We start from the raw sequence: 24,182 nt of genomic DNA on the forward strand, positions 1-24,182 counted from the left end.
GTTTGTTTTAAAAAATTGTACATTTAATAGGAGAAAATATGGATCCATTAACTCTCTCTATAGGGATAGGTTTGATTGTTGGACTAGTCTTTGTGTCACTTTTAGGTTTATCTACAGGTGGTATGGTTGTGCCAGGTTATTTTGCTTTAGAAATGGGGGCACCAGATAGAGTCATATTAACTATAATTATTTCGATAGTGATTTTTGGAATAGTTAGATTGATGTCTAAATTTATGATTATTTATGGTAGAAGAAGAATTGCTATTACAGTACTTTTATCTTTTATATTAGGGACTATATGTAATAGTATATTATCTGAATATATGACTTCTAGTTTTTATTTCGATAATATAAAAGTTATAGGTTATATTATACCTGGCCTTATTACTTTATCTATAGATAGACAAGGTCTTATTGAGACTATAGGTTCATTATTAATAGCGTCTGTTATTATTCGTTTGTTACTGATAGTGTTGATTGGCCCTCAAATAGTAGGAATATAAATAATGAAAAATATGTATTGGCATCGTAAATATTTGTCGCGTTATATAATATTGTTTTTAAGTGCATTCATGATAATTTCTTTATATATAGTAGAGAAAAATTTAGTCATCGAAACTAAAGGTTACACTCAAAAATTACAAGCAGCAGAGACCAGCAGTCAAGCTTTTAAACTTACACAAAACTTTTTTATGTCTAAAGGTTACTTATGTAAAGGTGTCGGTGATGTGACTTGTACTGGTTTGGTAGGTTTATCAATGACAGAAATTACTACTGATTCTGGCGATTTATATTCTAAAAGGTCTTCTGTTAATCCAAATATCGCAGCGATATTTGTTAGCTGGTTGAATGAGTTAGATCTTAAAAAAGGTGATCTTGTTGCTGTTCAAGAAACTGGATCATACCCTGCTTTAGATATTGCTATGTTATCAGCAATTAAAACTTTAGAACTTAAGCCTTTAATTATATTTTCAGCTGGTTCTTCCCAGTATGGGGCTAATAGGCCTAATTTTACATGGTTAGATATCTATCATAATTTGGTAGAAAAAGGTATGTTTGATTATCCAATTTTAGGAGCAACATTAGGGGGCTCTAGAGATAATGGTTATGGCATGACTCCTTCAGCGATTTTAAAATTAAATGACGCAATCAAGAGAAATGGTTATGAAACTATCAATGTCCCATATAAAGATGCCACGAACACTTCTGTAGAAACGCGTTTGAAAATGTATAAAGAAGCTGCTGGTGATGAAAAAATTAAAGCATATATAAATGTTGGCGGTAATATGGCGTCTATAGGACTTAAACAAATTAAGCCAGAATCAGAAAAAGAAGATAAAGATAATAAAGAAAAATCTGCAAACACTAAATCTAATGAACAAGAAGATAGATTTGTTAAGTTACATAGTTTTCCTTCTGGTGTAGTGAAAGATTTGCCTACTGAATATAAAAATATTAATTCTGTTGCAGTAAATTTCTTAAAAGAAGGTATTCCAGTAATTAACATAAGAGATATAAACTCATCTATTATTAAAAAGTATGGATTAGCATATAACCCAATAGGAGTTATTCCTCCGGGGCAAGGGGCAGCTTTTTCACAAAAAAATTATAACTCGACTCTAGCAATTATTTTATTGATAATAGACATAAGTTTAGTTGTTGGGATGGCTATAATTTCAAGAAAATATTTAATTTCTTATAAAACAAAGTAGAGTTGTAATTGCTTTGATTATCAAATCGATTTATCATCTATAACATTAATATATATTATTTATTTTATTATGTTTTGTTTTTATGAACTTAATAGGCTTATCTCTAAGTATCTTCCTGACCTAGAACGTTTAAAAATAGCAGAAGCTTTTATTTTTGGGGCAGATGCTCATGAGACTCAAGTACGTAGTTCTGGAGAGCCATATTTTACTCATCCTGTTGCAGTAGCTTGTATTTTAGCAGAAGTAAGAATGGATGTTGACACTATTATAGCAGCGCTACTTCATGATGTTGTTGAAGATACAGAGCATACGCATCAGGAAATACAAGAGCTTTTTGGCTCTAAGGTATCACAACTTGTTGAAGGAGTTACTAAATTAACCCAAATTAGACATAAAAATATAGCAGAACAACAGGCAGAAAATTTTCGGAAAATGCTTTTATCTGTAACAAAAGATGTTCGAGTTATATTTATTAAATTAGCTGATAGATTGCATAATATGCGTACCTTGGCCCCACTTAAGCCAGAAAAGAAAAGAAGGATTTCACAAGAAACTTTAGACGTGTTTGCTCCTATCGCTCATAGGTTAGGTATTAATACTCTTAAAGAACAATTAGAGACTCTTGCTTTTCAGGGAATGTACCCTTATAGATACCACATTTTAGATGAAAAAGTTAAAAAGGTAGAAAAAAATAAAGAAAAAGTATTTTATCAAGTTAAAGAAACTTTGGTAGATAAGTTAGGGGAGTTGGCATCTAAAGATAGCATAAAAGCACGTAAGAAAACAATTTATAGCATATATAATAAGATGCGTAAAAAAGGTATTTCTTTTGAGGAAATAATGGATATGTATGCTTATAAAGTGATAGTTCCTAGTCGTATTGACTGCTATGTAGCTTTAGGGAAAATTCATGAATTGTATAAGCCGATACCACAACGCTTTAAAGATTATATAGCAACCCCTAAGGCTAATGGTTATAGATCATTACATACTGTTGTCTTAGGACCTTATAATATACCGTTAGAAATACAGATTAAAACACTACAGATGGATCGACAAGCAGAATATGGTATAGCAGCTCATTGGAGCTATAAGATAGGCGAAAAAACTGATAAAGCTATACAAAGATGGCTCAAGAAAATATCAGATATTAACGTTTATACAGCCAGCTCTGTAGAATTTTTAGAAAATGTTAAAACAGATATGTTTAATAATGATGTTTTTGTTTTTACTCCGCAAGGAGAGATAGTTGAATTACCCCAGAATTCTACATGTATAGATTTTGCTTATTATATTCACACGGATGTAGGTAATAAATGTGTAGCTGCGAGAGTTAATAGAAAAGTAGTATCTCTTAATTACCGTCTAAAACAAGGAGATAACATAGAAATTGTAACTTCAGCAGTAGCTGACCCTAATCCCGCTTGGTTGGATTTTGTTGAAACTGGTAGAGCTAAATCAGCAATTAAAGATTTTCTAAAACAGCAATATAAGAATGTTAATTACATTACAGGTAAGGAGTTTGTTGAAAACAAATTACAAGAACATAATATTGACATTAAAAGTATTCCTAATGGAATTATTAATGGCGCTTTATTTAATTATGAGGGTATAGAAACTGTAAATAGATTTTACCTGGATACTGGCTTAGGGTTAATAGATCCTACTAATTTTATTGAGTTTATAGCTAAGTACGTAGATGATATTCAACATTCGTATAGTAAATCCTCAGCATCAAAAGTGCAAATCAGATACGGAGATGACCAGCGTATAGCTGAGTGTTGTTTGCCTCTGCCTGGTGATGAAATAAAAGCAATAGTAACACAAGATAATATAGAGGTTCATAGAAGTAGCTGTAATGAATTATATAATATACTTAAAAGGGAGGGTATTAAACAGATACAAGCAGAATGGTCTGTAAATAATGATGATGAGCCTAGTTTTAGAGCTAGGATTGCTGTAACCTTAAAAAATATTCCTGGAGCAGTTGCTAAACTTACCACGACTTTAGCCAGAGAAGGCATAGATATTCGTAGTCTTGACATGATGTCTATTGATAATAAACAAGCTAAGCTTTCAGCTATAGTGGTAGTGCGTAATAGAAGAGAGCTTTATTTATTACTACGTTTAACTAGAAAATTAGATGTGACAATAAATGTAGAAAGAATACTAAATAAGTAAATAGTAATTATTTACTCTTAACGTATTAATTTTAATAAATTATAGATTTTCTATTATAAGGATCATAAGGTTTTTGAATAATGGGGTTAGATATTTTTCCTTTAAAATCTCCAGTTGATATTTTTGGAGTTATACTTTTAATAATTTTTACTTCAAGTCTTTTATCTAGGTTTTTGAGATTACCTAATATAATTAGTTTAATAATTGCTGGAGTTATAATTGGACCTTATGGTTTTAATATCCTTGACCAAAGTTTAGCAGTAACTATATTTGCAAAAACAGGTCTAATATACATTATGTTTTTAGCTGGATTTGAGCTTGATGTTACAGATTTTAGAACTAATAAGAATAAGATTATTGCTTTTGGGTCGCTTACCTTCTTAATCCCTTTTATTTTGGGTTTTATAGTATTTAGTTACTTTTTTAATTTTAGTTTTCAAGCTGCAGTTTTAACAGCGATTATATTTTCAACTCACACATTAATAGCGTATCCTTTAATAACTAATTTTCCGAAGAAAAATATAATCTCAGTAGTTGTTGGTGGAACGGTGATTACAGATACTATAGTACTTTTTATATTGGCATTTTTTACTAACATAAAGCATCAATTTATTAATGTTACTATATGGTCAGTGCTTTTTACTTTAGCACTCTATTTTATAACATTCATATTAGTAATTTTTATTTTAGTCCCTTTTATTTCTAGAGTTTTTTTAAATAGGTTTTCAAACCAGAAAAGCTTAGTGTATATATTCGTTTTATTAATAGTTTTTGCTTCAGCGATCTTTGCTGAGAGTATGGGTATGGATATTATTATTGGAGCATTCTTTGCTGGCTTAGTTTTAAGTAATTTCTCAAATAAAATTGAAATAGTCAAACAAGACATATATTTTATTGGTAATACGCTTTTTATCCCGGTATTTTTAATAAGTATAGGAATGATGTTTGATTATAAAATTATTTTTAAGATGGGGTTGACCTTAACATTTTCTTTTATTGTAGTGGCGATATTTAGTAAATGGTTGGTCGCTAAATTGGTAAAAATTATGTTTAACTTTAAAAACGAAGATCAGATTATTATATTCGGTTTAAGCAGCTCTCATGCTGCAGCTGCTCTGGCTGTTGCATTGATAGGTTATAATATTGGCGTCCTTAATATATATATACTTAATAGTACTATACTTTTGATATTAATAAGCTGTCTGTTATCTTCATTAATTATTTCAAGAATGATGAAAAAATATGGTTAAGTAGTCAGATAATTAGAGATTAGTTCTGGCATTAAAAGCATGTAATAGAGTTTGTTGGTCTAAGTATTCAAGCTCACCACCAAATGGCACCCCAAATCCAATTCTAGAAATTATTATATTTTTACCTATAATCTGTGATATGAAATGAGCAGTAGTTTCCCCCTCAACTGTAGGGCTAATTGCTAGTATAATTTCATTTATATTTCTTGATGCTATAATCTTTTCTAATAAATCTAGTTTTAACTCTTTAGGTCCTATACCATCTAGGGGAGATATTCTTCCATTTAAGATAAAATATTTTCCTTTAAAAGTATTAGCATCTTCTATGGCAACGAGATCTAGCAAGTTTTCTACTATACATAGTTTAGAGTCATCACGTTTAGAGTCGCTACATATTTCACATATTTCATTTTCAGTTAGAGCTTGACAGTATTTACAGTTAGTAATACTTTGGGTAGCCTCTATAAGAGATTTAGCTATGTTAATAGCTGTTTCAGGCGATTTACTTAATAAATGTAAAGCCAGTCTCTGTGAGGTTTTTTTACCAATAGTAGGAAGCTTTCTTAAAGACTCAATAACAGCTGTAATTTTTGGAGAGAATATTTTATTGTTCATTTTGTTTAAAATTTTCTTATTAAAATGGAAATTTCATTCCATCAGGTAGGTTTATTCCAGCATCTTGAGCCATTTTCTGTAGATCGGTAGAAGAATTTACCTCAACTTTTTTAACAGCACTATTCACAGCCGCTGCTATTAGATCTTCTAGCATTTCTTTATCTTCGTTCAAAAGACTTTGATCTATATTTACAGATTTAACGTCATGTTTACCAGTCATAACTACTTTTACTAATCCAGCCCCTGCTTCTCCTGTTACTTCTATGTTTTCACGTTCTTGTTGAGCTTTTTTCATTTGCTCCTGCATTTTTTGTGCTTGTTGCATTAATTTAGACATATCAAAATTCATTTTTAAATCCTTAAATAGTTACTTAACATAAAACTTCTTTAACACATTCTAATATCTGTTCACTAGAGTTCTTTATCAATGCTTTTTTTGCATTATTTGATAAGTTTTTTAACTTACTACGATCTTCAGTTAGGGGTTTAATTATACTTATTAATTTTTCTAAATCTATCTGATCTTGTCTAATACAAAAACAAGCATTATTTTTTACAATAATTTGAGCATTAAAAAACTGATGGTCATCAACTGCAGACGGAAATGGTATAAATATAGTTGGTAACCCGGCAATAGCACATTCAGATACTGTAAGAGCACCAGCTCGACAAATCACTAAATCTGCCCATTTATATGCTGCTGCCATATCAAATATAAATGCAGAAATTTTTTTGATGTTTTCTTGAGGTATATTAGCATAATTAGCATGTGTTTGCTCAAACAAAGAGGCCCCTGTTTGATGCCACACTTTAATATTTATATTATGCTTTTTAGATTCTAATATTAGTTTAGGTATAATATCATTTATAGCTTTTGCACCTTGACTACCACCTAGTACTAAAATCCTTAGTTCTGGATGAGAGAAGTTTTTTTCTAGGTTGTTAAGGTTTAGAATATCTTTTCTTACTGGGTTACCAACGATTTTTGTTCTTGCTAGCTGTTTAGAATTAAAGTAGTTTTTTATATTATCAATATCAAATGCTAGACATATTTTATCTGCTAATTTTGCTAAAACCCTATTTGTAAGTCCGATTTTAGCATTTTGCTCATGTATAACTATAGGAATCTTTTTTAGTTTTGCTGCTAAACATACCGGACCAGATACATATCCACCAAACCCTATAACTAAATCTGCTTTTGAGTCTTTTAAGACTTTGTAAGCTTTTAAGGTGCTAATAGCTAATTTCATAGGGAATAAGAGTTTTTTTATAACATTTTTTTGTCTAATTCCACTGGTTTTAATATATTTGATGTCAAATGCGTCTGTTACTAGTTTCGCTTCCATACTGTTAGGTGTACCAACCCAAGTTATATTAGCTCCATTTTCATTAAGAAGCACCGCAACAGCCATAGCAGGGTAAATATGCCCTCCAGTGCCACCAGCAGCAATTATAATATTTTTATTGCTCAAATTATCCATTTTAAAATATGTGATTAGGTGTTTGTCAAAATTAATTTTAAAGGATTTTTATGTTATTATCTATCATCAGTTATTAGTTAATGTATATTTCTAATATAGGAGGCTTGCGTGTCTAAAATAAATAAAAATTGTTTATATACCCAAACAAATGAGTGGGTTCAAGTAAAAGACAACATTGTAAAGGTAGGTATAGATGATTACTCTCAAAATGAATTTGGAGAGATAGTTTATGTTGACTTGCCTAAACTTGGTCATGTTTATGATAAAGGTGAGGAAATTTGTGTTATTGAATCTGTTAAGACAGCTTCGGATATCTACTCTCCATTATCAGGCAAGGTGTTGAAAATCAATGAAAAACTAGTTGATAACCCTAAATTAATAAATCAGTCTTGTTATGATGAGGGATGGATATTTGAATTAGAGTTTAGTGACCCTCAAGAAATAGACCAACTTTTTAAACCAAGCGAGTATGAAAAATACATTTCAGAATAAAATTTTGGAATTGAGTTGTATATCATGTGTTAATAGTTGTGTAAGTATTAATTACATGTAAAATTTTAGGTTCTAGACTAAGCTATTATAGATTAGCTTAGATTAGTCGAGCTTTTCTCTTTTTTTGCTTAGAATATTTTTTGCTTTATTCCACTCTTTTATACGTGGTTTTAGGTTTTCTATTTTTTCATTAAAAGCTGTTTCAAGGTCGATGTTATATAAATTAGCAACTTCTAATAAGCTGACAAACACATCAGTTATTTCATCTTTAATCTTTGTAAAATCGTTAGTTTCTTCATAAATTTCTTTTTTCATTATTTCATTAGCAAGTTCACCTATTTCTTCTGTTAGAGCAATAAAACTAGCAAGACGAGGGTGGGTAATATCACTAAAAAGGTTAGAAACGCTTTCTTGGGCTTTTTTAATGGACATATTTACTTGTTTACACTTAGTTTTCCGTTATACGTAATTTTATCACCATCTTAGGCGATGCTATATATTTATAAGTCAATAGTTTATAATGTATAACCAGATTTTTAGAAATTTAATAAGTCATGAGTGAAATAATTATAAAAACGCCTGAAGAAATAGCAAAAATGCGTGTTGCTGGCAAATTAGCAGCTGAAGTTTTAGAAATGATAACTCCATATGTTAAAGAAGGAGTAACCACAGCAGAACTAGATAAAATCTGTCATGATTATATAGTAAATGAACAGCAAGCTTATCCAGCGCCTCTTAATTACCATGGTTTTCCAAAGTCTATTTGCACCTCTATAAACCATGTTGTTTGTCATGGTATTCCTTGTGATAAAAAGCTTAAAAAAGGTGATATTGTAAATATAGATGTAACTGTAAAAAAAGATGGCTTTCATGGAGATACAAGCAAGATGTTTATAATAGGGGAGGCTTCTGTTATGGCTAAAAAGCTTGTGGAGGTAACTCACCAATGCTTATGGAAAGGGATTGAGGTTGTTAAGCCAGGCAACCATTTTGGAGATATTGGGGCGGTTATAGAAAGTCATGCTAAAAAATTTGGTTACTCTATCGTAGATACTTTTTGTGGTCATGGTATTGGTAAAGAGTTTCATGAGCCACCACATGTAATGCATCATGGTAAGATGGGGACAGGAGCAAAATTTCAGGAGGGTATGATATTTACTATCGAGCCAATGATCAATATAGGTAAAAGGCCAGTATCTGTATTAAAAGATGGTTGGACGGCGGTGACAAAAGATAGATCTTTATCTGCTCAATGGGAGCATACTATATTGGTCACCAGAGATGGTTATGAAGTATTAACCTTAAGAAAAGAAGAAAAAGTTTAATATGGTCCAAAAAGTAGCACAGAGTCTAGTAAATCAAAAATGTGACCTTTTAAAATCACAAAATGAAGAGATAACAGTTAATAAGGTTCGCAAACTTATAGGTGGAGCTGTCTCAATAATTGATTTAGTAGATAAAGTTACTTTATATAAAGAAAATCATCCTAAAGCGTTAGAATTAGCTCAGTTGCAAGAAGATGTAAAAAAAGAGGAGCCAAAAGATAGTCTGTTGCTGTTGATAGAAGAAACTTTAAAAGAATTCGCCATTGATAAGAAAGATTGTGCTATATCTTTGCGTAATAAGCTTGCTAAATATATTGACAATGAAGTTGCTACTAAAACTAAAAAAAATAGAGAAAAGCAAGCAGAGCTCTCAAATAAAAATGATAGCTTAGAAATTTCAAATTTAACTCTAAATAAGAGATATAATGAGTTGCTAACTAAGTATAATGAGCTAAAAGATCAAACCTATGAATTAAAACAAAACTATAACTCGACAGCTATTAAATACTTAGAGAGAGATAAGTTTGAAAAGACTCTCTTAGCTTGGGAAGACTTTAAAGGATTAAAAGAACAGCTTGTTAGCCTAGGAGAGTATTCAAAAGTAGCTGTATATGATAAAAGGGGGCATATTGTTATAAAGTTCCCAGCTACTGATTTTCTAACTCAAGAGTGTAGGGCAGGCGTTAGTAGGTATTTAAAAGCAAAAACTATTTATGATTATGATATTCAAGCGTGGATATTATCAGAGTTTACTGATATTTTTAAAACACTTGATTTTCTTAGAAGAAACAAGTTTGTGTTTTCAAAGGAGCTTGAGACTATAGAATACCATAGGAAACAAAGCACTCTTTAGAAACAGCTCAAACTAGCATACTCTAGGTAGTTAATATATAATTTACCAAAAGTCAGTAATTTATAATTTATTAGATGGATTTATTTTCAAGTTTAGAGAACCGGCAATCAGTAGGTGAATTTTCAGAACAAGCCTACTTAACTTACTCAATGTATGTGATTTTAGATAGAGCATTACCACATATCTCAGATGGTTTAAAGCCTGTGCAAAGGCGTATCATATATGCAATGAGTGAAATTGGGTTAAGTCACCTTTCTAAATACAAAAAATCTGCTCGCACAGTGGGTGATGTATTAGGTAAATACCATCCACACGGCGACAGTGCGTGCTATGAAGCTATGGTTTTGATGGCTCAAGACTTTTCTTATAGGTATCCGTTTATAGATGGTCAAGGAAATTGGGGCTCTATTGATGATCCGAAATCATTTGCTGCAATGCGTTATACAGAATCTCGGCTTTCAAAGTATGCAGTTCTTCTTTTGGACGAATTAAAGAAAGGAACTGTTGATTGGGTGAAAAATTTTGATGGTACTTTAGATGAGCCAAAACTTTTACCAGCTCAAGTGCCAAATATATTATTAAATGGGGCTATGGGTATTGCTGTTGGGATGTCGACATATATCCCGCCACATAATATAACAGAAGTTATAAATGCTTGTTTGCATATTTTATCTAATCCAAAAGCTAGCATAGATGATATTTTAGAGATAGTTGAAGCACCAGATTATCCAGCTGGAGCTAATATTATAAGTACCAAACAGGAGATATCAGAAGTTTACAAATCTGGTACAGGATCAATTAGGCAGCAAGCGGTGTATGACATTGATAATGATGGTAATGTTATTATCACAAAACTACCTCATCAAGTTTCAAGTTCAGCTGTTATGGAGCAAATAGCTAACCAACTAAAACAACAAAAGATAACGTGGATCAAAAACATCCAAGATGAATCTGATGATAAAGAGCCTGTGAAAATAGTTTTATATTCGAATACAACAAAAAAGAACATTAAAAGGTTAATGGGGCATCTGTTAGCAACAACAGATCTTGAAAAAAGTTTTCGTGTGAATATGAATATGATAGGACTTGATAATCGTCCAAGAGTTAAAAATTTACTTGAAATCTTACAAGAGTGGCTTGAATACAGAAAGCAAACTTTAAAAAGAAGGTTAACTACAAGCTTAGATAAAGTATTAGCTCGTTTACATATTTTAGAGGGTTTACTAATAGCGTTTCTAAATATAGATGAAGTAATTAATATTATTAGAAATTATGATGATCCAAGTATAGAGTTACAAAATAGATTTGCTCTCTCAGAGATTCAAGCTGAAGCAATACTTAATATCAGATTACGTAAATTAGCAAAGATTGAAGAAATAGAGATTAAAAAAGAACAAAAAGAGCTAGATAAAGAGAAAGAGCTTTTAGAGGGTTATTTAAATAGTGAAACTAAATTTAAAAACCTTATGAAAAAAGAGTTTGGGCAGATACTAGCTGATTTTGGTGATCAAAGACGTTCAAAAATTATAGAAGCTGATAAAGCTCAAGCCTTAGAAGAAAAAGATTTAATCCCTAATGAAAAGGTTACAGTTTTACTCTCTAAAGCAGGTTGGGTAAGATGTGCTAAGGGTGATAATATAGATCCTACAGGCCTTAGCTATAAGCCAGAAGATAGCCATTATCTAGCAGCATCAGGACATAGCAACGTAAAAATTATCTTTTTCTCTAAACTAGGTAAATCGTACTCTATGTATATAGATAAGTTGCCTTCAGCAAGGGGATATGGTGAGCATATTACAACTTACATCCCTTTAGATAAAGCAGATGAAATTATAGGTATTGCATTTGTAAATACAGCTTCACATTTTTTATTAGCAAATAGTAGTGGTAAAGGCTTTGTAATACCTGGCGAGGATCTTGTAGCAAATAAAGTCACAGGAAAAAACATTTTTGATGCTGATGATGTAGTAAAATTTGTTGCTTTTGACAGTAGTTCAAAAGCTTTAATTATAAGTGCCCAAGGTAGGGCTGTAATTCGAGACTTCTCAACTTTTGCTGAGCTAAAAAAAGGTAAAGGTAAGCCCATAATCAAGCTTGATAAAAAAGATAAAGTAGAATATGTAGAACTCTTTGATCCAGAGAGCCAAGAAGTTATTTTGAATGCGGGTAAAAGGTTTATACGTATAGATAATAAAAATATAGACACTTATATTACAGATAAGACATCAGGTGGTGGAGTGTTTTTACCACAAGGATTTAGAAAAATCACTAAAGTTGAGATTGAGGAAAAATGATAAGTAGCTCTAAAAGTATAAGCACACGTCGAAGCAGTTAAGATTAAAAAATTCTGACCATTGATTTATTAACTCTTCGTTAAGGTGTTTTGGTGTGATTTCAACAACACTAATTTTAGCTCCAGCCTTAGTAAGGTATTTTGCAACTCCTCTGCCTACTTTACCATAACCGAAAAGGGCAAATTTTTTGTCTTTAAGGTCGGTAACTATTTCTTGCTGGACAAGTCTTATAAAAGCTTCACCAGTGCCGTACATACCTTCTAGGCAATCTTGCTTAGGTTCTAAGCCAGGGATATTTATATGAGTTACTAAAATTTCTGCCCCAGCAAGATATAAAGACTCCAGTTTTATTAAAATTCTGTAGAATTTCTATGTTCATTTTTTTTATGTGGTATATTTTTACTAATTAAATTTGAATCAAGTTTAGTCGAAACACTCATTATGCACAAGTTACAGTAGTTTGGGTAAAAAATAACCCTATAGCTTAATATGTAAAAAACACAACACAGCAAAGATAGAGGAACTAAGAAATATTTACAATTTACTTCTCGTTAGTCTGTCTAAATGCTAAATTACCGTGAAGTTTATTTCGAAAAAGCCTATTATAAATTCAGAGGCTTGTCAGTTTACGACAAACCACATCAATCCTGTTATTTCCACGTTTTGTCTGATTCAATAATAGCAAATTCATTTGTCGCAATAACTCCTTCGTCCCCAACAAGTGATAAATATTGTTCATATAACGATGGTCCTGTATTGTCTAGGACAAATTGAGGATCTAAGTCCTTTTTTATCAATACCTCAGATAAGCGACCGTAGTTTACAGACTTTCGCAACTTATTGTACATAAATTCTAACATCATTAATGCTCCTCTAGAGTACTGTGGCCCATACATAATAGCATTATATGCAGTATATGTTGCACTAGCATATTTACTTCCCAGGACTAGACTTATTTTTGAATCTTTATTACGAATTAATTTATTTGCTTCTTTCATTTTAGGGTGAAAATAAGTATCAGTATCAAGATAAAGTCCTCCTTTCGTTAAAATCAAAATTAAGCGAAGGATATCACTTGCCATAGCGAAATGTTTATTCGGTCCTCCTATCAGATTCAATGAGAGATCATATAGCTCTCGTATTGCATTGTACTGTGTTTTGTCAATTTTATTTTCCACGAATGCTTTGTTTATGTTATCATCCAAGTCAAGTACGCTAAGAATCTTTATTCGACCATTTCTATATAGCTTTTTAAATTGCTGAACTCCGTCAGGAAAAGATTTATTTAATTCAACTTTATCTGCATAAACAGCTTCTTTAGACATTAACATTTTATAATCTTTCATTAATCCATCCGACATTGGGGTGGATTGTCGAGCAGTGTATGCTAGATCTAAATAACTTAAACTTTTCTTCGATGGTAGCAGGACTAAATCGTTCCTTAGACCTGGTTGAGTTATTCCCATAGTTTTTCCAGCTTGTTCCCTTTTCCATGGCACATGACTTACATATTCGCTCATTGTTTGAACGTCTGATGTCCATACTATAGCTGTGTATTCTGGATTTAGACTTAAAAAATCAGCTATGTTACAGAGATATGTTATCGGTAGTACTCGACCAAACCAAATAAAATGAACAAGGTTTGGTTGTGATGCGTGGACAGGATTATCTATTCTTAGTGAATTTAATAAGTTTCTTCCAGCTAAAGATTGTTCATACACTATTTTCCTTTCAAAATCTTTCTCTGTTAAAGTAGGAATTAAATCAATTCTTCTTTGCCTCCGCTTATTGTTTTCATTGACTATGCTTTTCATGATTTTTACTTTATCAGGTAATATATATTCTTCACCTTTATGAATGGATTTTATTTTTTTTCCTGTAATCTCTACTTCATTAGGCAATATATATTCTTCGCCGTTATACATAGTTTTTGTTATTTTTTCAGGAAAATAGGTATTAAAATTATTGTAATCAGTTCCGAAAATTAATGATAGCGGCACCATTTTCCCTGAACAATCTCGAGTTAAGTTACAAGGTTCTCCATCATATCCACCCATCTTTTCTTTTTTACATATTTTACAAAAATATTTCATATATTCATCCTCCTACTTTGTTTATGTTAGTCTAAATACTAAACAATTAAAACTTGAAAGAAGTTTATAGGTTAAAAATTCTGATTTATATATGGTGAAATTGATATATAAAGTAAGTTTTTGATAGGAAGTGACTTATGGGTTACCATATATAGTATAAATATTACAAATTTAATAACATATTTAATAACTATTAATGGCCGAAGTAATATTTGTTACAGAGCTTGGTAAAAATACCTTCATATTTGCTGCTTATATACTATTTTATATATTATGGTGTGTTTAAAATATGAAACTAGGTTTTGCATTTTTTATTTGCTAATGCAAATAGTATTTTACAAAAAATTTACAATATTGGTTATTTCTGTCTCCAGGTATCCTAATCCAAGTAAATTTTGTATACAATATCTACCTGAAAGAGTTAAATGTTTATGTGTAGCATTTTTTAACCCATTGGAGTTTATTGGAACTTTACATACCATAATAAATCTCATGTGGAATCCTCTTTCGATTATTTACTAAATTTATTAGAAAGACTGATGGTGTTATTAGAAGGTGCTGTTGAGAGTATAGCTTCCTCTTCTAGGGTATCGGCAGTAACAACTGTTTTGTTATCTTTTTTTAAGTTTGCAAAAAAACATGGGATAGAAGTTGAAGTTGAGGAAAAACAGTGAGAAAAATAGCTATACTTGGTGCGATGGAAATTGAAATCCAGCCTATACTAGAAAAATTAGACAATTATCAAATAGTTGAATATGCAAATAACAAATATTACTTAGCTAATTACCAAGATAAAGAATTGGTTATCGCATATAGCAAAATAGGTAAAGTATTTTCTGCCATGACAGCAGCTATTATGATTGAGCGTTTTGGAGCTGAATGTTTACTCTTTACTGGAGTAGCTGGAGGATTACAAGAGCTACAAGTCGGTGATCTGCTAGCAGCTACAGCGACAGTACAACATGATGTTGATATAACAGCATTTGGTTATCCACATGGTAAAAATCCAGTTTCAGAGATCAAAATAGATACCTGTAAAGAGATGTTACAGAAAGCTCAACTGGTAGCAAAAGAGTTAGAGTTAGATCTTAAAATGGGTGTAATTGCTACAGGAGATCAGTTTATTTGCGATACAGTAAAAAAAGATTTTGTAGTAGGCGAGTTTGCTGCAAAAGCTATAGAGATGGAAGGTGGTAGTGTTAATTTAGTATGTAATGAGCTTGGTATATCAAGTTTAATATTAAGAAGTATATCAGATACTGCAGATGGTGACGCACCAGAAAATTTTGATGAATTTGCTAAAATGGCAGCACAAAAATCAGCAAATTTCGTTTTTAGCTTAATACAAAGAATATAATAAAGGACAGTAATGACAAAAAAAATTTTTATCGTTTTTTTAACTATAACGAGTTTAGAATTTGGCTATAGTCTGACAGATCAGCAAATTAAGTCCTCAAAGCAAGCCATTCAGGCATTGTATGACAAAGACTATAAGTCTTATTATTTTCTCAAATCGAAGCTTAAAGATACGAGTATTTATTCTTATTTGCAGTATAAAGAGATTAGTTCAGAACCAGGTATTTTTGATCAAATGACTATAGATAGTTATTACAAGGATAACAAAGACACATACTGGTTATCGCAATTATCTGATGACCTTGCGACGTATTATGCGAAAAATCATAATTGGGAGTTATTTGATAAATACTATACAGGTGGTCTAGGTGTTTCCGGAAAATGTTGGAGTATACAAGCTCAGTATGAGCAAGAAGATAAGGAAAAGGCTTTAAACGCATATGCTCAGCTATGGCAAGATAGGGTGTATATGCCATCTGGTTGTAATGAAATGCAAAAATATTGGGATAACTATGATCATAAAGCTAAAGATTATATTGTAACTAAAGCTTATACTTTGGCTTTTGCAGGTAAATTTAGCGATGCGTTATGGTTATTAAATACTTATGTAAAAAATAATGATGATTATGTGAATTACATTACAGCTTGGAAAGAAGCTACAAAAGATCCTAGTAAGCTAGATGATTTTATTTCAAAATTTAATAGATATAAAAAGTTTAATGATATCTTTGTAGAGATATCGAAAAATTTAATCAAAAAGGATTCGGAAAATTATGCTAAAGTTTGGGATAGCTTAAAAAATACAAGGTATCTAAATGAGAAAACGAAACATCAGTGTATTTCTGAAATAGCAGTAAGTTTCGCGCGTTCTCAATCATTACAAGCCAAACACTGGCTTGATAAAGTAGATAAGAGATATCTAGATACTATTGTTTGGGAATGGTTATTAAGAGTAGATCTATATAATAGTGATTTTAAAGATTATATAAAAACTTATAGTAAGCTTCCTAAGCAATCTCAACAAGACAATGCTTGGAGATATTGGTTAGCATATAGTTATAAGAAATTAGGACAACAAGAAAAAGCGAAACAAATATTTGAGCAGTTAGCTAAAGAACCTTTAGAATATTATTCATTTTTGGCTGCTGATGAGTTGGGTAAACCATATAACTATGGTGATAAACCTAATGATAAGCTAGACACTAAAGATATTAACGACTTATTAAAAGAACAAACAATACAACAGGCTATTGATTTGTACCAGATTGATCAGTATACAGATTCTACTAGTTTATGGAAATGGAGTATTAGAAACAAATTAAAAAATGATCAAAAAGATGAAATAAAAAAATTAGCTCAATTAGTAGCTAATGAGAATATGTACTATGCAGCTATATTTAATATGTCAGTTATTGGTCAGTATTCAAATATTAACTTGCTATTTCCTAAGGCTTTTATTTCTAAGGTTAAGGAGAATGCTGATAAGTATGCTATTGATAAAGGTCTAATCCTTTCTATAATGAGAAAAGAGTCACTTTTTGATATAGAAGCGAAATCACCAGCGGGTGCTAAAGGTTTAATGCAAGTAACTATACCAACAGCAGAATTTATAGTTAAAAAATATAAACTATCTTTAGTTGGAGCTAAGCTGGATAAGATTGACACTCAAATATTTATTCCAGAGAATAATATTAAAATTGGTACCGCAAATTTATATTTTCTAGATAGTCTTTTTAATAAGAATATAATCTTGGGCATAGCAGCATATAATGCTGGTCCTGGAAATGTAGCTAAATGGTTAAATAGCAAAGAAGTCCCAGCTCCCATTTGGATAGAAAACATACCATTCGGTGAAACTAGGCACTATGTTCGTAAAGTTTTAGTTTATATGATTGTATATAATGATTTTGTCCTTAAAGATAAGCAAAAGCATATTAGTGACTTTCTTGACTCTAAATTATCTAATAAACTAAGTTTTCGGTAGTTAAACCTAATTCGTCGCTCCTGAAAAGTCAAAGAATTATTTTTTATAAATAAAACAGATTTCGCTGCTTACTGAGTAAGCTATAGCGACATAATTTTTTCATGGCAAAAAAAGTACGCAAAACTGCCCAGCACTACTAACCGCTAATGTGCAGTACTTACTGTATGTTTGGGGCCATTTAAAGCTCATAGACAAATTCTACCATGATTTTATAATTCTTTTATAGTAACATTTGTAGTTAAATTTATTTATAAAAAAATATTTATAATGATTTCTCACCTTAGGGTTCATACAGGGTTTTCTGTTATTGATAGTACAGTTAGGCTAAATGAGCTTTTTGAAACAGCTAAACAAAAAGATATAGTTGCTTTAGCTTTGACTGATGTATGTAATTTATTTGCAGCTGTTAAATTTTATAAACAAGCCTTAAAAACAGGCATCAAACCAATATTTGGTGTTGAGCTAAAAATAGATACTCAGTTGGGGATATGTGATTTAATATTACTAGCTGAAAATAATCAAGGGTATCAAAATATTGTTAACCTTATTTCAAGAGCATATCAGGAGGCTGATAGAGTAGGCTCAATTCCTTTAGTGCCTAAAGAATGGTTTAATCAAATGGATTTTAAAAATACTATTTGTTTAAGCGGCGGTCAAAATGGCGAGTTAGGTAAAGCTATACTTTCAAAAGATTCTAGTAAAATTTCAGAAGTTATATCAGAGTATATTAGTATCTTTGGCAAAGATAATTATTTTATAGAAATCCATAAATTAGGTTATGAAAATGAAGGCACATATGTTGAAAAAGCTTTAGAATTGGCCCATGAAAAAGGTTTGCTTGCTGTAGCTACTAATCTAACAGTATTTATGAATTCAGAAGATTATGATATTCATGAAATTAGAGCTTGCATTAACGAGAAAACAACTATCTTAGATGAGACTAGAAAATCTAGGTTTACCCAAGAACAATATTTAAAGTCATCACAAGAAATGCACGAGACCTTTGGTGGTTTACCAGTATTGTTAACCAATACTTTAGCTATAGCAAGGCGTTGTAACGTTACATTTGAACTTGGTAAACCATCATTACCTACTGTTGGTATCCCAGAAGGTTTAACACAGAGAGAATATTTTTCAAAAATATGTTATAAAGGACTAGAAAAGCGTCTAGAAAAAATATTATCGCTTAAGTCTGCAGACAAACATGAGCATATAATTAAAACTTATAAAGAAAGATTACAAAGAGAAATCGATATCATTTGTGATATGGGTTTTCCAGGGTATTTTCTTATAGTTGAAGATTTCATACGATGGGCAAAAGAAAATGATATTCCAGTAGGACCTGGACGTGGTTCAGGAGCTGGTTCATTAGTAGCTTATTCTTTATCAATTACAGATATTGATCCTTTACCATACGGGTTACTTTTTGAAAGATTTTTGAACCCAGAAAGAGTATCAATGCCTGATTTTGATATAGATTTTTGTATCCAAGGTAGAGATAGAGTAATCAAATATGTTGAACAAAAGTATGGTAAGGCAAGTGTAGCCCAGATTATTACGTATGGAACAATGGCTGCTAAAGGTGTTGTGCGTGATGTAGTTAGAGTTATGGGGCAAAGCTTTGGTTTTGGTGATAGGATAGCTAAACTTATTCCAGAAACACCTGGTACAACTTTTAAAAAAATTCTTCATGAAGGCGAGCCTTTATATGAGGAAATGAAATCTGATGAGGATGTTGCAGAAATAGTTGAAAAAGCCCAAAAACTTGAAGGCTTACCACGTAGTTTAGGTAAACATGCAGCGGGTATTGTTATATCACCAACAGTTATATCTGAATTTGCTCCGATATACTGTGAGGACAAAGGTGGGGATATTGTTACTCAGTTTGACAAAGGTGATGTGGAAGACGTTGGCTTAGTCAAGTTTGACTTTCTAGGTTTAAAAAACTTAACGATAATAAATAACACTATTAAAAGTATTAATGCTAAGAAAAAAGCTGGTGAACCTTTTTTAAATATTTCTGATATTCCTTTAGATGACAAATTAACCTATAAACTTTTACAAGCTGGTAATACTACAGGAATATTTCAGCTTGAATCACAGGGAATGCGTCAGATAGTTAAAGATCTTGGCACTTCAAATTTTGAAGAGATTATTGCACTAGTTGCGCTATACCGACCAGGACCTATGGAAAACATCCCAATATTTATAGACCGAAAACATGGGCGTAAGCAGATTTCTTATTTACATCCTTTACTTGAAGTGGTCCTTAAGGAAACCTACGGTATACCAGTTTATCAAGAGCAAGTAATGCAAATGGCACAAAAACTAGCTGGCTACACTCTCGGAGCGGCAGACCTTTTACGTAGAGCAATGGGTAAAAAGAAACCAGAAGAGATGGAGCAACAACGTAAGATTTTTAAAGAAGGTGCTAAAAAATACAATAACATTGAGTCTAGCTTAGCTGATGAAATATTTGACCAGATGGAAGCTTTTGCTGGTTATGGTTTTAACAAATCCCATGCTGCTGCATATGCTTTGATAGCTTATCAAACTGCTTGGTTAAAAGCGCATTATCCTGATGAATATATGGCTGCTCTCATGTCTGGTGATATGGGTAATACTGATCAGTTAGTTAAGTTTATTCTAGATTGTAAAAACATGGGAATATCAGTCCAAGCCCCTAATATAAACACTAGTGTATATGCTTGTATTGCTGTTTCAAAAGGTACTATATTACTTGGTTTAGGAGCTATAAAAGGGCTTGGTGGAGAAGCTATCAAAAGTATTCTTACGGAACGGGAGTTAGCAGGTAAATTCAGTTCAATTTTTGATTTATGTCGTAGAGTAGATTTACGTAAAGTCAATAAAAAAGCTCTTGAGGCGTTATGTTTTGCTGGCGCTATAAATGGTATTTCAAAAAACAGAGCTACAGCTTTTAATTCTATAGAAAAAGCTATAAAAAATGCCGGTTACGTCAACGAGATGAATGCTGCTGGTCAAGATGATTTGTTTGGCTTTACAGAACAAGAAAGTGATACAGATTCTGAATTTGAAAAAGAATGTTTCGCAGAAGAATGGAGCTTAAGGGAATTATTAATAAATGAAAAAAAAGCTTTGGGCATGTATTTTACTGGACATATTCTTGATGAAGAAAGTCACTGGCGTAATCATGTAAGTTTTAGTGACCTTGAAAAAATACAACGCTCAAATATGGATGGAAATTCAGTTAGAATTATTGCAAGTATGATAACTCCAACTATTCGTAGAAAGACTAAGACTGGTCGAATTTTGTATATTATCAATATTGATGATGAGTTTGATAGAGTAGATTGTTTAGTTAGTGAAGATATATTTGCATCTGTTAAAGACAGTATAAGTGTTGATGATATAGTTGTAGTAGAAGGTAAAGTTAGCCGAGATATACAGCGAGAGAGAAATAAGCTAAGTGTTGATAAAGTCCAACCAATCTCTCAATACATAGACGAAAACTTCAGTAAAGTTAGGCTAACGTTAAAGGGTGAAAATATAAACCCTACTAACCTAATAAAAGTCCTTAATAACTTTAAAAACAATATTAGTTCTCATAGTGACCAAAAATCAAATATTTTAGAGATAGTTATATCTTTAGACGGAGTAGAAGCTAATTTTGATACTTTACAGAAGCCTTTCTCAATATATGAGTTTGTTAATGATATTAGTAGGTTAATAGCAGAAGGTAGTACGGTTAGTTTGGGGTAGTATAAGTTAGTGGGTTGTATATAAAGGTTTTACCAATTTTAGGGTTTCTACCATCTCTAGCAGTACGGTTTTTAGCTTCAAAACTTTTTCAACATATTTTTATCCATTGTGCCATTTCTCTATCGAGTTGATTAGTTCAGCGAAGGTATCAGACATTAAAAGAAGGTCAGCCTCATGGCTTTCATTTTTGTTTAGATCTTTAATACCATCTAAGAATTTGATTGATTTAAACTGTAGCTTGGTATTAACAGTCATGGCTAACTGTTCTTTCCAAATTATAGCTAATTCAGTTATATAACCACCAGCCTCTACAAATGATTTTATCTGATCATTCAGCACAGCGGAGCCTTGACATGAAATATTAGCTATACCATCACCAATATCACTAGTAAGCTTACACTTATCTGATATTTCAACATCTAAAGGGTTAGCATTATCAATAAACCAATGAGTAAGTATCTCAGACTCTTCTTTTTGAACTAATTCAAATCTTGCTTCACATCTTTGTAATAGTTCTACTATTTTAGTAACTTGATTCTCAGAGACACTATCAATAACTAGATAACTATTTGTAAGATCTAGGTAACCGTATACCTTTTTAAATTTACTAAAAGCTTGTGGCAGAAGTCTTTGTTCAGTATCTTCTTTAATCTCAGATTTTTCTTTTTTACTTACATAACGACTTTGTTCTAACTCTTCTATATAAGCTTGTGCTTCTTGGTTAATTATCTGCGCAGGAAGTAGCTTATCTTCAGTCAATAAACAAAAAACAGCTAGGTGATTAAACCTAAAGAGGCAATTTTCATCATCTTTGATGAAAGGGTTTACAAACCCTTTAGTAGACTTTTGAGATTTACTACATGGGATAAAAGCCAGCTTATTAATTGATTCTTCAAACGTATCAATATTTATATCAGTAATTTTAAATGCGGTTAGATTTTTAAAGAACATAATTTACTATATTTTTTTATTGTCTGTCTATATTAGCAAATAGTTAATCTCAATGCTTTATTTCTTTAAAAAAAGGCCTTAATAAAAGAATAGCGAAAGAAGAATAATAGTATATATAACAACATATACAGCTATATGTCATATAGTTATAATTATGTAATCTCAAGAATTCTATCTACAGTAAACATGCGTTCTTCTTGTTGTGAAGTACAATATGCTAGCAAACCATAAAACTTCTTACCCTGATAAATTCGTCTACCTACAGATATTGGGATTATGACTCTTTCAGATCTCGTATCATTAGCTTTAAGGTAGATGATACTTAATTCGTTTTCACTTTGTATAGCTTCTTCTATAATTTCTAGTTTTCTATCAAATGATTGTTTTTCATTAGCTTTTTTATATGCGTAATCAGTTAAGAACTTATAGATCTTATAGTCAACTCTGACATGGTGCTTTTTGATTGGAACTTTAAGGGTTATTCCTTCAAAAGAAGTACATCTACTCAAAGCGACATACGTTTGTCCACTTGCAAAAGATGTAGCTCCAAGATCAATGATAGCTCTATCAAAAGTTTTACCTTGGCTTTTATGAATAGTTATAGCCCAAGCTAATCTAAAAGGATATTGCGTAAAGCTTCCTATACTTTCTGAAACTAATTTACTATTTTTTAAGAAAAATCTATATACAGCCCATGTATGAGGGTAGACTTTAACAACTCTGTTAGAGTCATTTAATAAGACCTTTAAGTATTCCTGCTCATCCTCATCGTATTGAACATCTATTATTTCAGCAATACTACCATTAACCCACCTATTATTTGAATCATTATTCAACATCATTATCTGAGCTCCTATCTTATATTGAAGCTCAGGAGATGTGGGAAAGTATTCTTTACCAAAATCACCAGTAATAATTGCATGACTAAAGCGTGACTTATGTTTAAGTTGTCCAAGTTTAGCTTCATTAATTTGGTCAGCACTTTTATTTGTTGAGGTAAGGTTTATAGTAAACTTATCACAAGTATTTGTATTATTATATAATTGGCTATTGAGCTTATCTAAATCTATTTGCTCAATTGTTTTGTTTCGGATCTTATTTAATAGATCAATAAAATCTTGATCTTTTTGGCGGTATATTTTGTCTAACTCTATTATATTAAGTTCAATATTCTGTATAGCTTTAGCACTAAAAAAATAAGAAGAATCATATAAACTAGCAAAGGTTTTCTTTTCAGCTTTATTTACAACTGGTGGGAGCTGATATAAATCACCAATAAATACCATCTGGACTCCTCCGAATGGTAATGTTTCATTTTTACCATAGATTCTTAAAAAAACATCTATGCAGTCTAATAGGTCAGCTCTTAGCATTGAAGCTTCATCAATCACTATGGTATTTATTTTTTGGTATATTTTATGGTTTTTAGGTCTTATTTGTTTATTGATGATTTTATCTGGAGTTACATCTATATAAAAATTAAAAAAATTATGAATAGTTTGACCCTGCACGTTTAGAGCAGCTACGCCTGTTGGAGCGAGAATAACAGGTTTATCTTTAGTTGTTTTACAAAAGTGATTAAGTAACGTTGATTTACCTGTACCTGCTTTGCCTGTAATGAACAAATGTTCTTCACCAGTTTTTAATAAATCTAAGGCTTTTGAAAATTGAGGATTAATATCTAAATTCATATTACACTATACCCGTGTTTTATTCTTATATTTATAATTTCATTAATAACTGAATCAGCCTCAGCTATAGAAGCTACATGTATATTTTTTCTATGAGAAAATTTAGTAAGCTTTGAACCATAGTCGCATACGGACTAGCAAATCATTAAAGAGATCTCTCAAT

Annotated in this window: 20 protein-coding genes; 12 read left to right on the forward strand and 8 right to left on the reverse strand. The window is 31.4% G+C overall.

The features are described from left to right. The first annotated feature begins 38 nt into the window (after positions 1 to 38). The 4 genes from pgsC to FRA_RS03000 all read left to right on the forward strand — a co-directional run bounded on the left by pgsC (position 39) and on the right by FRA_RS03000 (position 5,143). Entirely contained in the window at positions 39 to 503 is a 465-nt protein-coding gene (gene pgsC, locus FRA_RS02985) for a poly-gamma-glutamate biosynthesis protein PgsC (protein WP_035718738.1), read from the forward strand. A gap of 3 nt (positions 504 to 506) precedes the next feature. Further along, on the forward strand, positions 507 to 1,712 hold the full coding sequence (gene pgsW, locus FRA_RS02990) for a poly-gamma-glutamate system protein (RefSeq protein ID WP_035718740.1): 1,206 nt from the start codon (positions 507 to 509) through the stop codon (positions 1,710 to 1,712). 69 nt (positions 1,713 to 1,781) lie between these two features. Beyond that, positions 1,782 to 3,893, forward strand: a complete 2,112-nt coding sequence (locus FRA_RS02995) for a RelA/SpoT family protein (protein ID WP_035718741.1) — start codon at positions 1,782 to 1,784, stop codon at positions 3,891 to 3,893. A gap of 80 nt (positions 3,894 to 3,973) precedes the next feature. Continuing rightward, a complete protein-coding gene (locus FRA_RS03000; RefSeq protein WP_051686741.1) occupies positions 3,974 to 5,143 on the forward strand; it encodes a cation:proton antiporter in 1,170 nt (389 codons plus the stop codon). A 12-nt stretch (positions 5,144 to 5,155) separates the two neighbouring features. Here FRA_RS03000 and recR read toward each other — a convergent pair whose 3' ends face one another. The 3 genes from recR to murG are packed head-to-tail and all read right to left on the reverse strand — an operon-like array spanning position 5,156 to position 7,239. Further along, a complete protein-coding gene (gene recR / locus FRA_RS03005; protein WP_035718742.1) occupies positions 5,156 to 5,758 on the reverse strand; it encodes a recombination mediator RecR in 603 nt (200 codons plus the stop codon). Positions 5,759 to 5,777: 19 nt separating this feature from the next. Continuing rightward, on the reverse strand, positions 5,778 to 6,107 hold the full coding sequence (locus FRA_RS03010; protein ID WP_035718743.1) for a YbaB/EbfC family nucleoid-associated protein: 330 nt from the start codon (positions 6,105 to 6,107) through the stop codon (positions 5,778 to 5,780). Positions 6,108 to 6,129: 22 nt separating this feature from the next. Continuing rightward, positions 6,130 to 7,239, reverse strand: a complete 1,110-nt coding sequence (gene murG, locus FRA_RS03015; protein WP_035718744.1) for an undecaprenyldiphospho-muramoylpentapeptide beta-N-acetylglucosaminyltransferase — start codon at positions 7,237 to 7,239, stop codon at positions 6,130 to 6,132. 108 nt (positions 7,240 to 7,347) lie between these two features. On the opposite strand from murG, the gene gcvH reads away from it, so the two are divergent. Further along, entirely contained in the window at positions 7,348 to 7,731 is a 384-nt protein-coding gene (gcvH, locus tag FRA_RS03020) for a glycine cleavage system protein GcvH (RefSeq protein ID WP_035718746.1), read from the forward strand. A 102-nt stretch (positions 7,732 to 7,833) separates the two neighbouring features. Here the strand turns inward: gcvH and FRA_RS03025 are convergent, their stop codons facing one another. Then, the gene (locus tag FRA_RS03025; protein WP_035718748.1) at positions 7,834 to 8,163 is read right to left on the reverse strand and encodes a MazG nucleotide pyrophosphohydrolase domain-containing protein; all 330 of its coding nucleotides are present in this window, start codon (positions 8,161 to 8,163) and stop codon (positions 7,834 to 7,836) included. Positions 8,164 to 8,285: 122 nt separating this feature from the next. Here FRA_RS03025 and map point away from each other — a divergent pair, with 122 nt between their 5' ends. From map to parC, 3 genes are all read left to right on the forward strand, one after another. Then, positions 8,286 to 9,056 carry a type I methionyl aminopeptidase gene (gene map / locus FRA_RS03030; RefSeq protein WP_035718749.1) on the forward strand — a complete coding sequence of 257 codons (771 nt, stop codon included), beginning with the start codon at positions 8,286 to 8,288 and terminating at the stop codon, positions 9,054 to 9,056. A 1-nt stretch (position 9,057) separates the two neighbouring features. Next, complete coding sequence (locus tag FRA_RS03035) at positions 9,058 to 9,909, forward strand: hypothetical protein (protein WP_035718750.1); 852 nt, start codon at positions 9,058 to 9,060, stop codon at positions 9,907 to 9,909. Between the two features lie 74 nt (positions 9,910 to 9,983). Beyond that, positions 9,984 to 12,203, forward strand: a complete 2,220-nt coding sequence (parC, locus tag FRA_RS03040) for a DNA topoisomerase IV subunit A (protein ID WP_035718751.1) — start codon at positions 9,984 to 9,986, stop codon at positions 12,201 to 12,203. A 9-nt stretch (positions 12,204 to 12,212) separates the two neighbouring features. Here the strand turns inward: parC and FRA_RS03045 are convergent, their stop codons facing one another. Then, on the reverse strand, positions 12,213 to 12,458 hold the full coding sequence (locus FRA_RS03045; RefSeq protein ID WP_035718753.1) for an NAD-binding protein: 246 nt from the start codon (positions 12,456 to 12,458) through the stop codon (positions 12,213 to 12,215). Between the two features lie 395 nt (positions 12,459 to 12,853). Next, positions 12,854 to 14,296, reverse strand: a complete 1,443-nt coding sequence (locus FRA_RS03050) for a glycosyltransferase (RefSeq protein ID WP_035718755.1) — start codon at positions 14,294 to 14,296, stop codon at positions 12,854 to 12,856. Positions 14,297 to 14,835: 539 nt separating this feature from the next. On the opposite strand from FRA_RS03050, the gene FRA_RS03055 reads away from it, so the two are divergent. The 4 genes from FRA_RS03055 to dnaE all read left to right on the forward strand — a co-directional run bounded on the left by FRA_RS03055 (position 14,836) and on the right by dnaE (position 21,377). Further along, on the forward strand, positions 14,836 to 14,970 hold the full coding sequence (locus FRA_RS03055; RefSeq protein WP_464110838.1) for a hypothetical protein: 135 nt from the start codon (positions 14,836 to 14,838) through the stop codon (positions 14,968 to 14,970). Continuing rightward, entirely contained in the window at positions 14,967 to 15,653 is a 687-nt protein-coding gene (locus FRA_RS03060) for a 5'-methylthioadenosine/adenosylhomocysteine nucleosidase (RefSeq protein WP_035718758.1), read from the forward strand. Before FRA_RS03055 ends, FRA_RS03060 begins: the two co-directional genes overlap by 4 nt. A 12-nt stretch (positions 15,654 to 15,665) precedes the next feature. Further along, the gene (locus FRA_RS03065; RefSeq protein WP_035718759.1) at positions 15,666 to 17,636 is read left to right on the forward strand and encodes a transglycosylase SLT domain-containing protein; all 1,971 of its coding nucleotides are present in this window, start codon (positions 15,666 to 15,668) and stop codon (positions 17,634 to 17,636) included. Positions 17,637 to 17,903: 267 nt separating this feature from the next. Beyond that, positions 17,904 to 21,377, forward strand: a complete 3,474-nt coding sequence (gene dnaE, locus FRA_RS03070) for a DNA polymerase III subunit alpha (protein ID WP_035718761.1) — start codon at positions 17,904 to 17,906, stop codon at positions 21,375 to 21,377. 99 nt (positions 21,378 to 21,476) lie between these two features. Here dnaE and rdgC read toward each other — a convergent pair whose 3' ends face one another. Then, the gene (gene rdgC, locus FRA_RS03075) at positions 21,477 to 22,328 is read right to left on the reverse strand and encodes a recombination-associated protein RdgC (protein WP_035718762.1); all 852 of its coding nucleotides are present in this window, start codon (positions 22,326 to 22,328) and stop codon (positions 21,477 to 21,479) included. A 152-nt stretch (positions 22,329 to 22,480) separates the two neighbouring features. Further along, positions 22,481 to 24,019, reverse strand: a complete 1,539-nt coding sequence (locus FRA_RS03080) for an AAA family ATPase (RefSeq protein ID WP_035718764.1) — start codon at positions 24,017 to 24,019, stop codon at positions 22,481 to 22,483. Between the last annotated feature and the right edge of the window lie 163 nt (positions 24,020 to 24,182).

The organism is Allofrancisella heilbronnii (genome assembly GCF_000710735.2).
GTDB lineage: Bacteria > Pseudomonadota > Gammaproteobacteria > Francisellales > Francisellaceae > Francisella > Francisella frigidaquae.

What these genes read in the sequence shown, in the direction of transcription:
- FRA_RS03035 (WP_035718750.1), top strand. Translation starts at nt 9,058, where the DNA reads ATGGTCCAAAAAGTAGCACAGAGTCTAGTAAATCAAAAATGTGACCTT.
- rdgC (WP_035718762.1), bottom strand. Translation starts at nt 22,328, where the DNA reads ATGTTCTTTAAAAATCTAACCGCATTTAAAATTACTGATATAAATATT.
- FRA_RS03000 (WP_051686741.1), top strand. Translation starts at nt 3,974, where the DNA reads ATGGGGTTAGATATTTTTCCTTTAAAATCTCCAGTTGATATTTTTGGA.
- pgsC (WP_035718738.1), top strand. Translation starts at nt 39, where the DNA reads ATGGATCCATTAACTCTCTCTATAGGGATAGGTTTGATTGTTGGACTA.
- FRA_RS03055 (WP_464110838.1), top strand. Translation starts at nt 14,836, where the DNA reads ATGGTGTTATTAGAAGGTGCTGTTGAGAGTATAGCTTCCTCTTCTAGG.
- recR (WP_035718742.1), bottom strand. Translation starts at nt 5,758, where the DNA reads ATGAACAATAAAATATTCTCTCCAAAAATTACAGCTGTTATTGAGTCT.
- murG (WP_035718744.1), bottom strand. Translation starts at nt 7,239, where the DNA reads ATGGATAATTTGAGCAATAAAAATATTATAATTGCTGCTGGTGGCACT.
- FRA_RS03010 (WP_035718743.1), bottom strand. Translation starts at nt 6,107, where the DNA reads ATGAATTTTGATATGTCTAAATTAATGCAACAAGCACAAAAAATGCAG.
- map (WP_035718749.1), top strand. Translation starts at nt 8,286, where the DNA reads ATGAGTGAAATAATTATAAAAACGCCTGAAGAAATAGCAAAAATGCGT.
- FRA_RS03050 (WP_035718755.1), bottom strand. Translation starts at nt 14,296, where the DNA reads ATGAAATATTTTTGTAAAATATGTAAAAAAGAAAAGATGGGTGGATAT.
- FRA_RS03080 (WP_035718764.1), bottom strand. Translation starts at nt 24,019, where the DNA reads ATGAATTTAGATATTAATCCTCAATTTTCAAAAGCCTTAGATTTATTA.
- pgsW (WP_035718740.1), top strand. Translation starts at nt 507, where the DNA reads ATGAAAAATATGTATTGGCATCGTAAATATTTGTCGCGTTATATAATA.
- FRA_RS03045 (WP_035718753.1), bottom strand. Translation starts at nt 12,458, where the DNA reads ATGTACGGCACTGGTGAAGCTTTTATAAGACTTGTCCAGCAAGAAATA.
- parC (WP_035718751.1), top strand. Translation starts at nt 9,984, where the DNA reads ATGGATTTATTTTCAAGTTTAGAGAACCGGCAATCAGTAGGTGAATTT.
- FRA_RS03065 (WP_035718759.1), top strand. Translation starts at nt 15,666, where the DNA reads ATGACAAAAAAAATTTTTATCGTTTTTTTAACTATAACGAGTTTAGAA.
- FRA_RS02995 (WP_035718741.1), top strand. Translation starts at nt 1,782, where the DNA reads ATGTTTTGTTTTTATGAACTTAATAGGCTTATCTCTAAGTATCTTCCT.
- FRA_RS03025 (WP_035718748.1), bottom strand. Translation starts at nt 8,163, where the DNA reads ATGTCCATTAAAAAAGCCCAAGAAAGCGTTTCTAACCTTTTTAGTGAT.
- dnaE (WP_035718761.1), top strand. Translation starts at nt 17,904, where the DNA reads ATGATTTCTCACCTTAGGGTTCATACAGGGTTTTCTGTTATTGATAGT.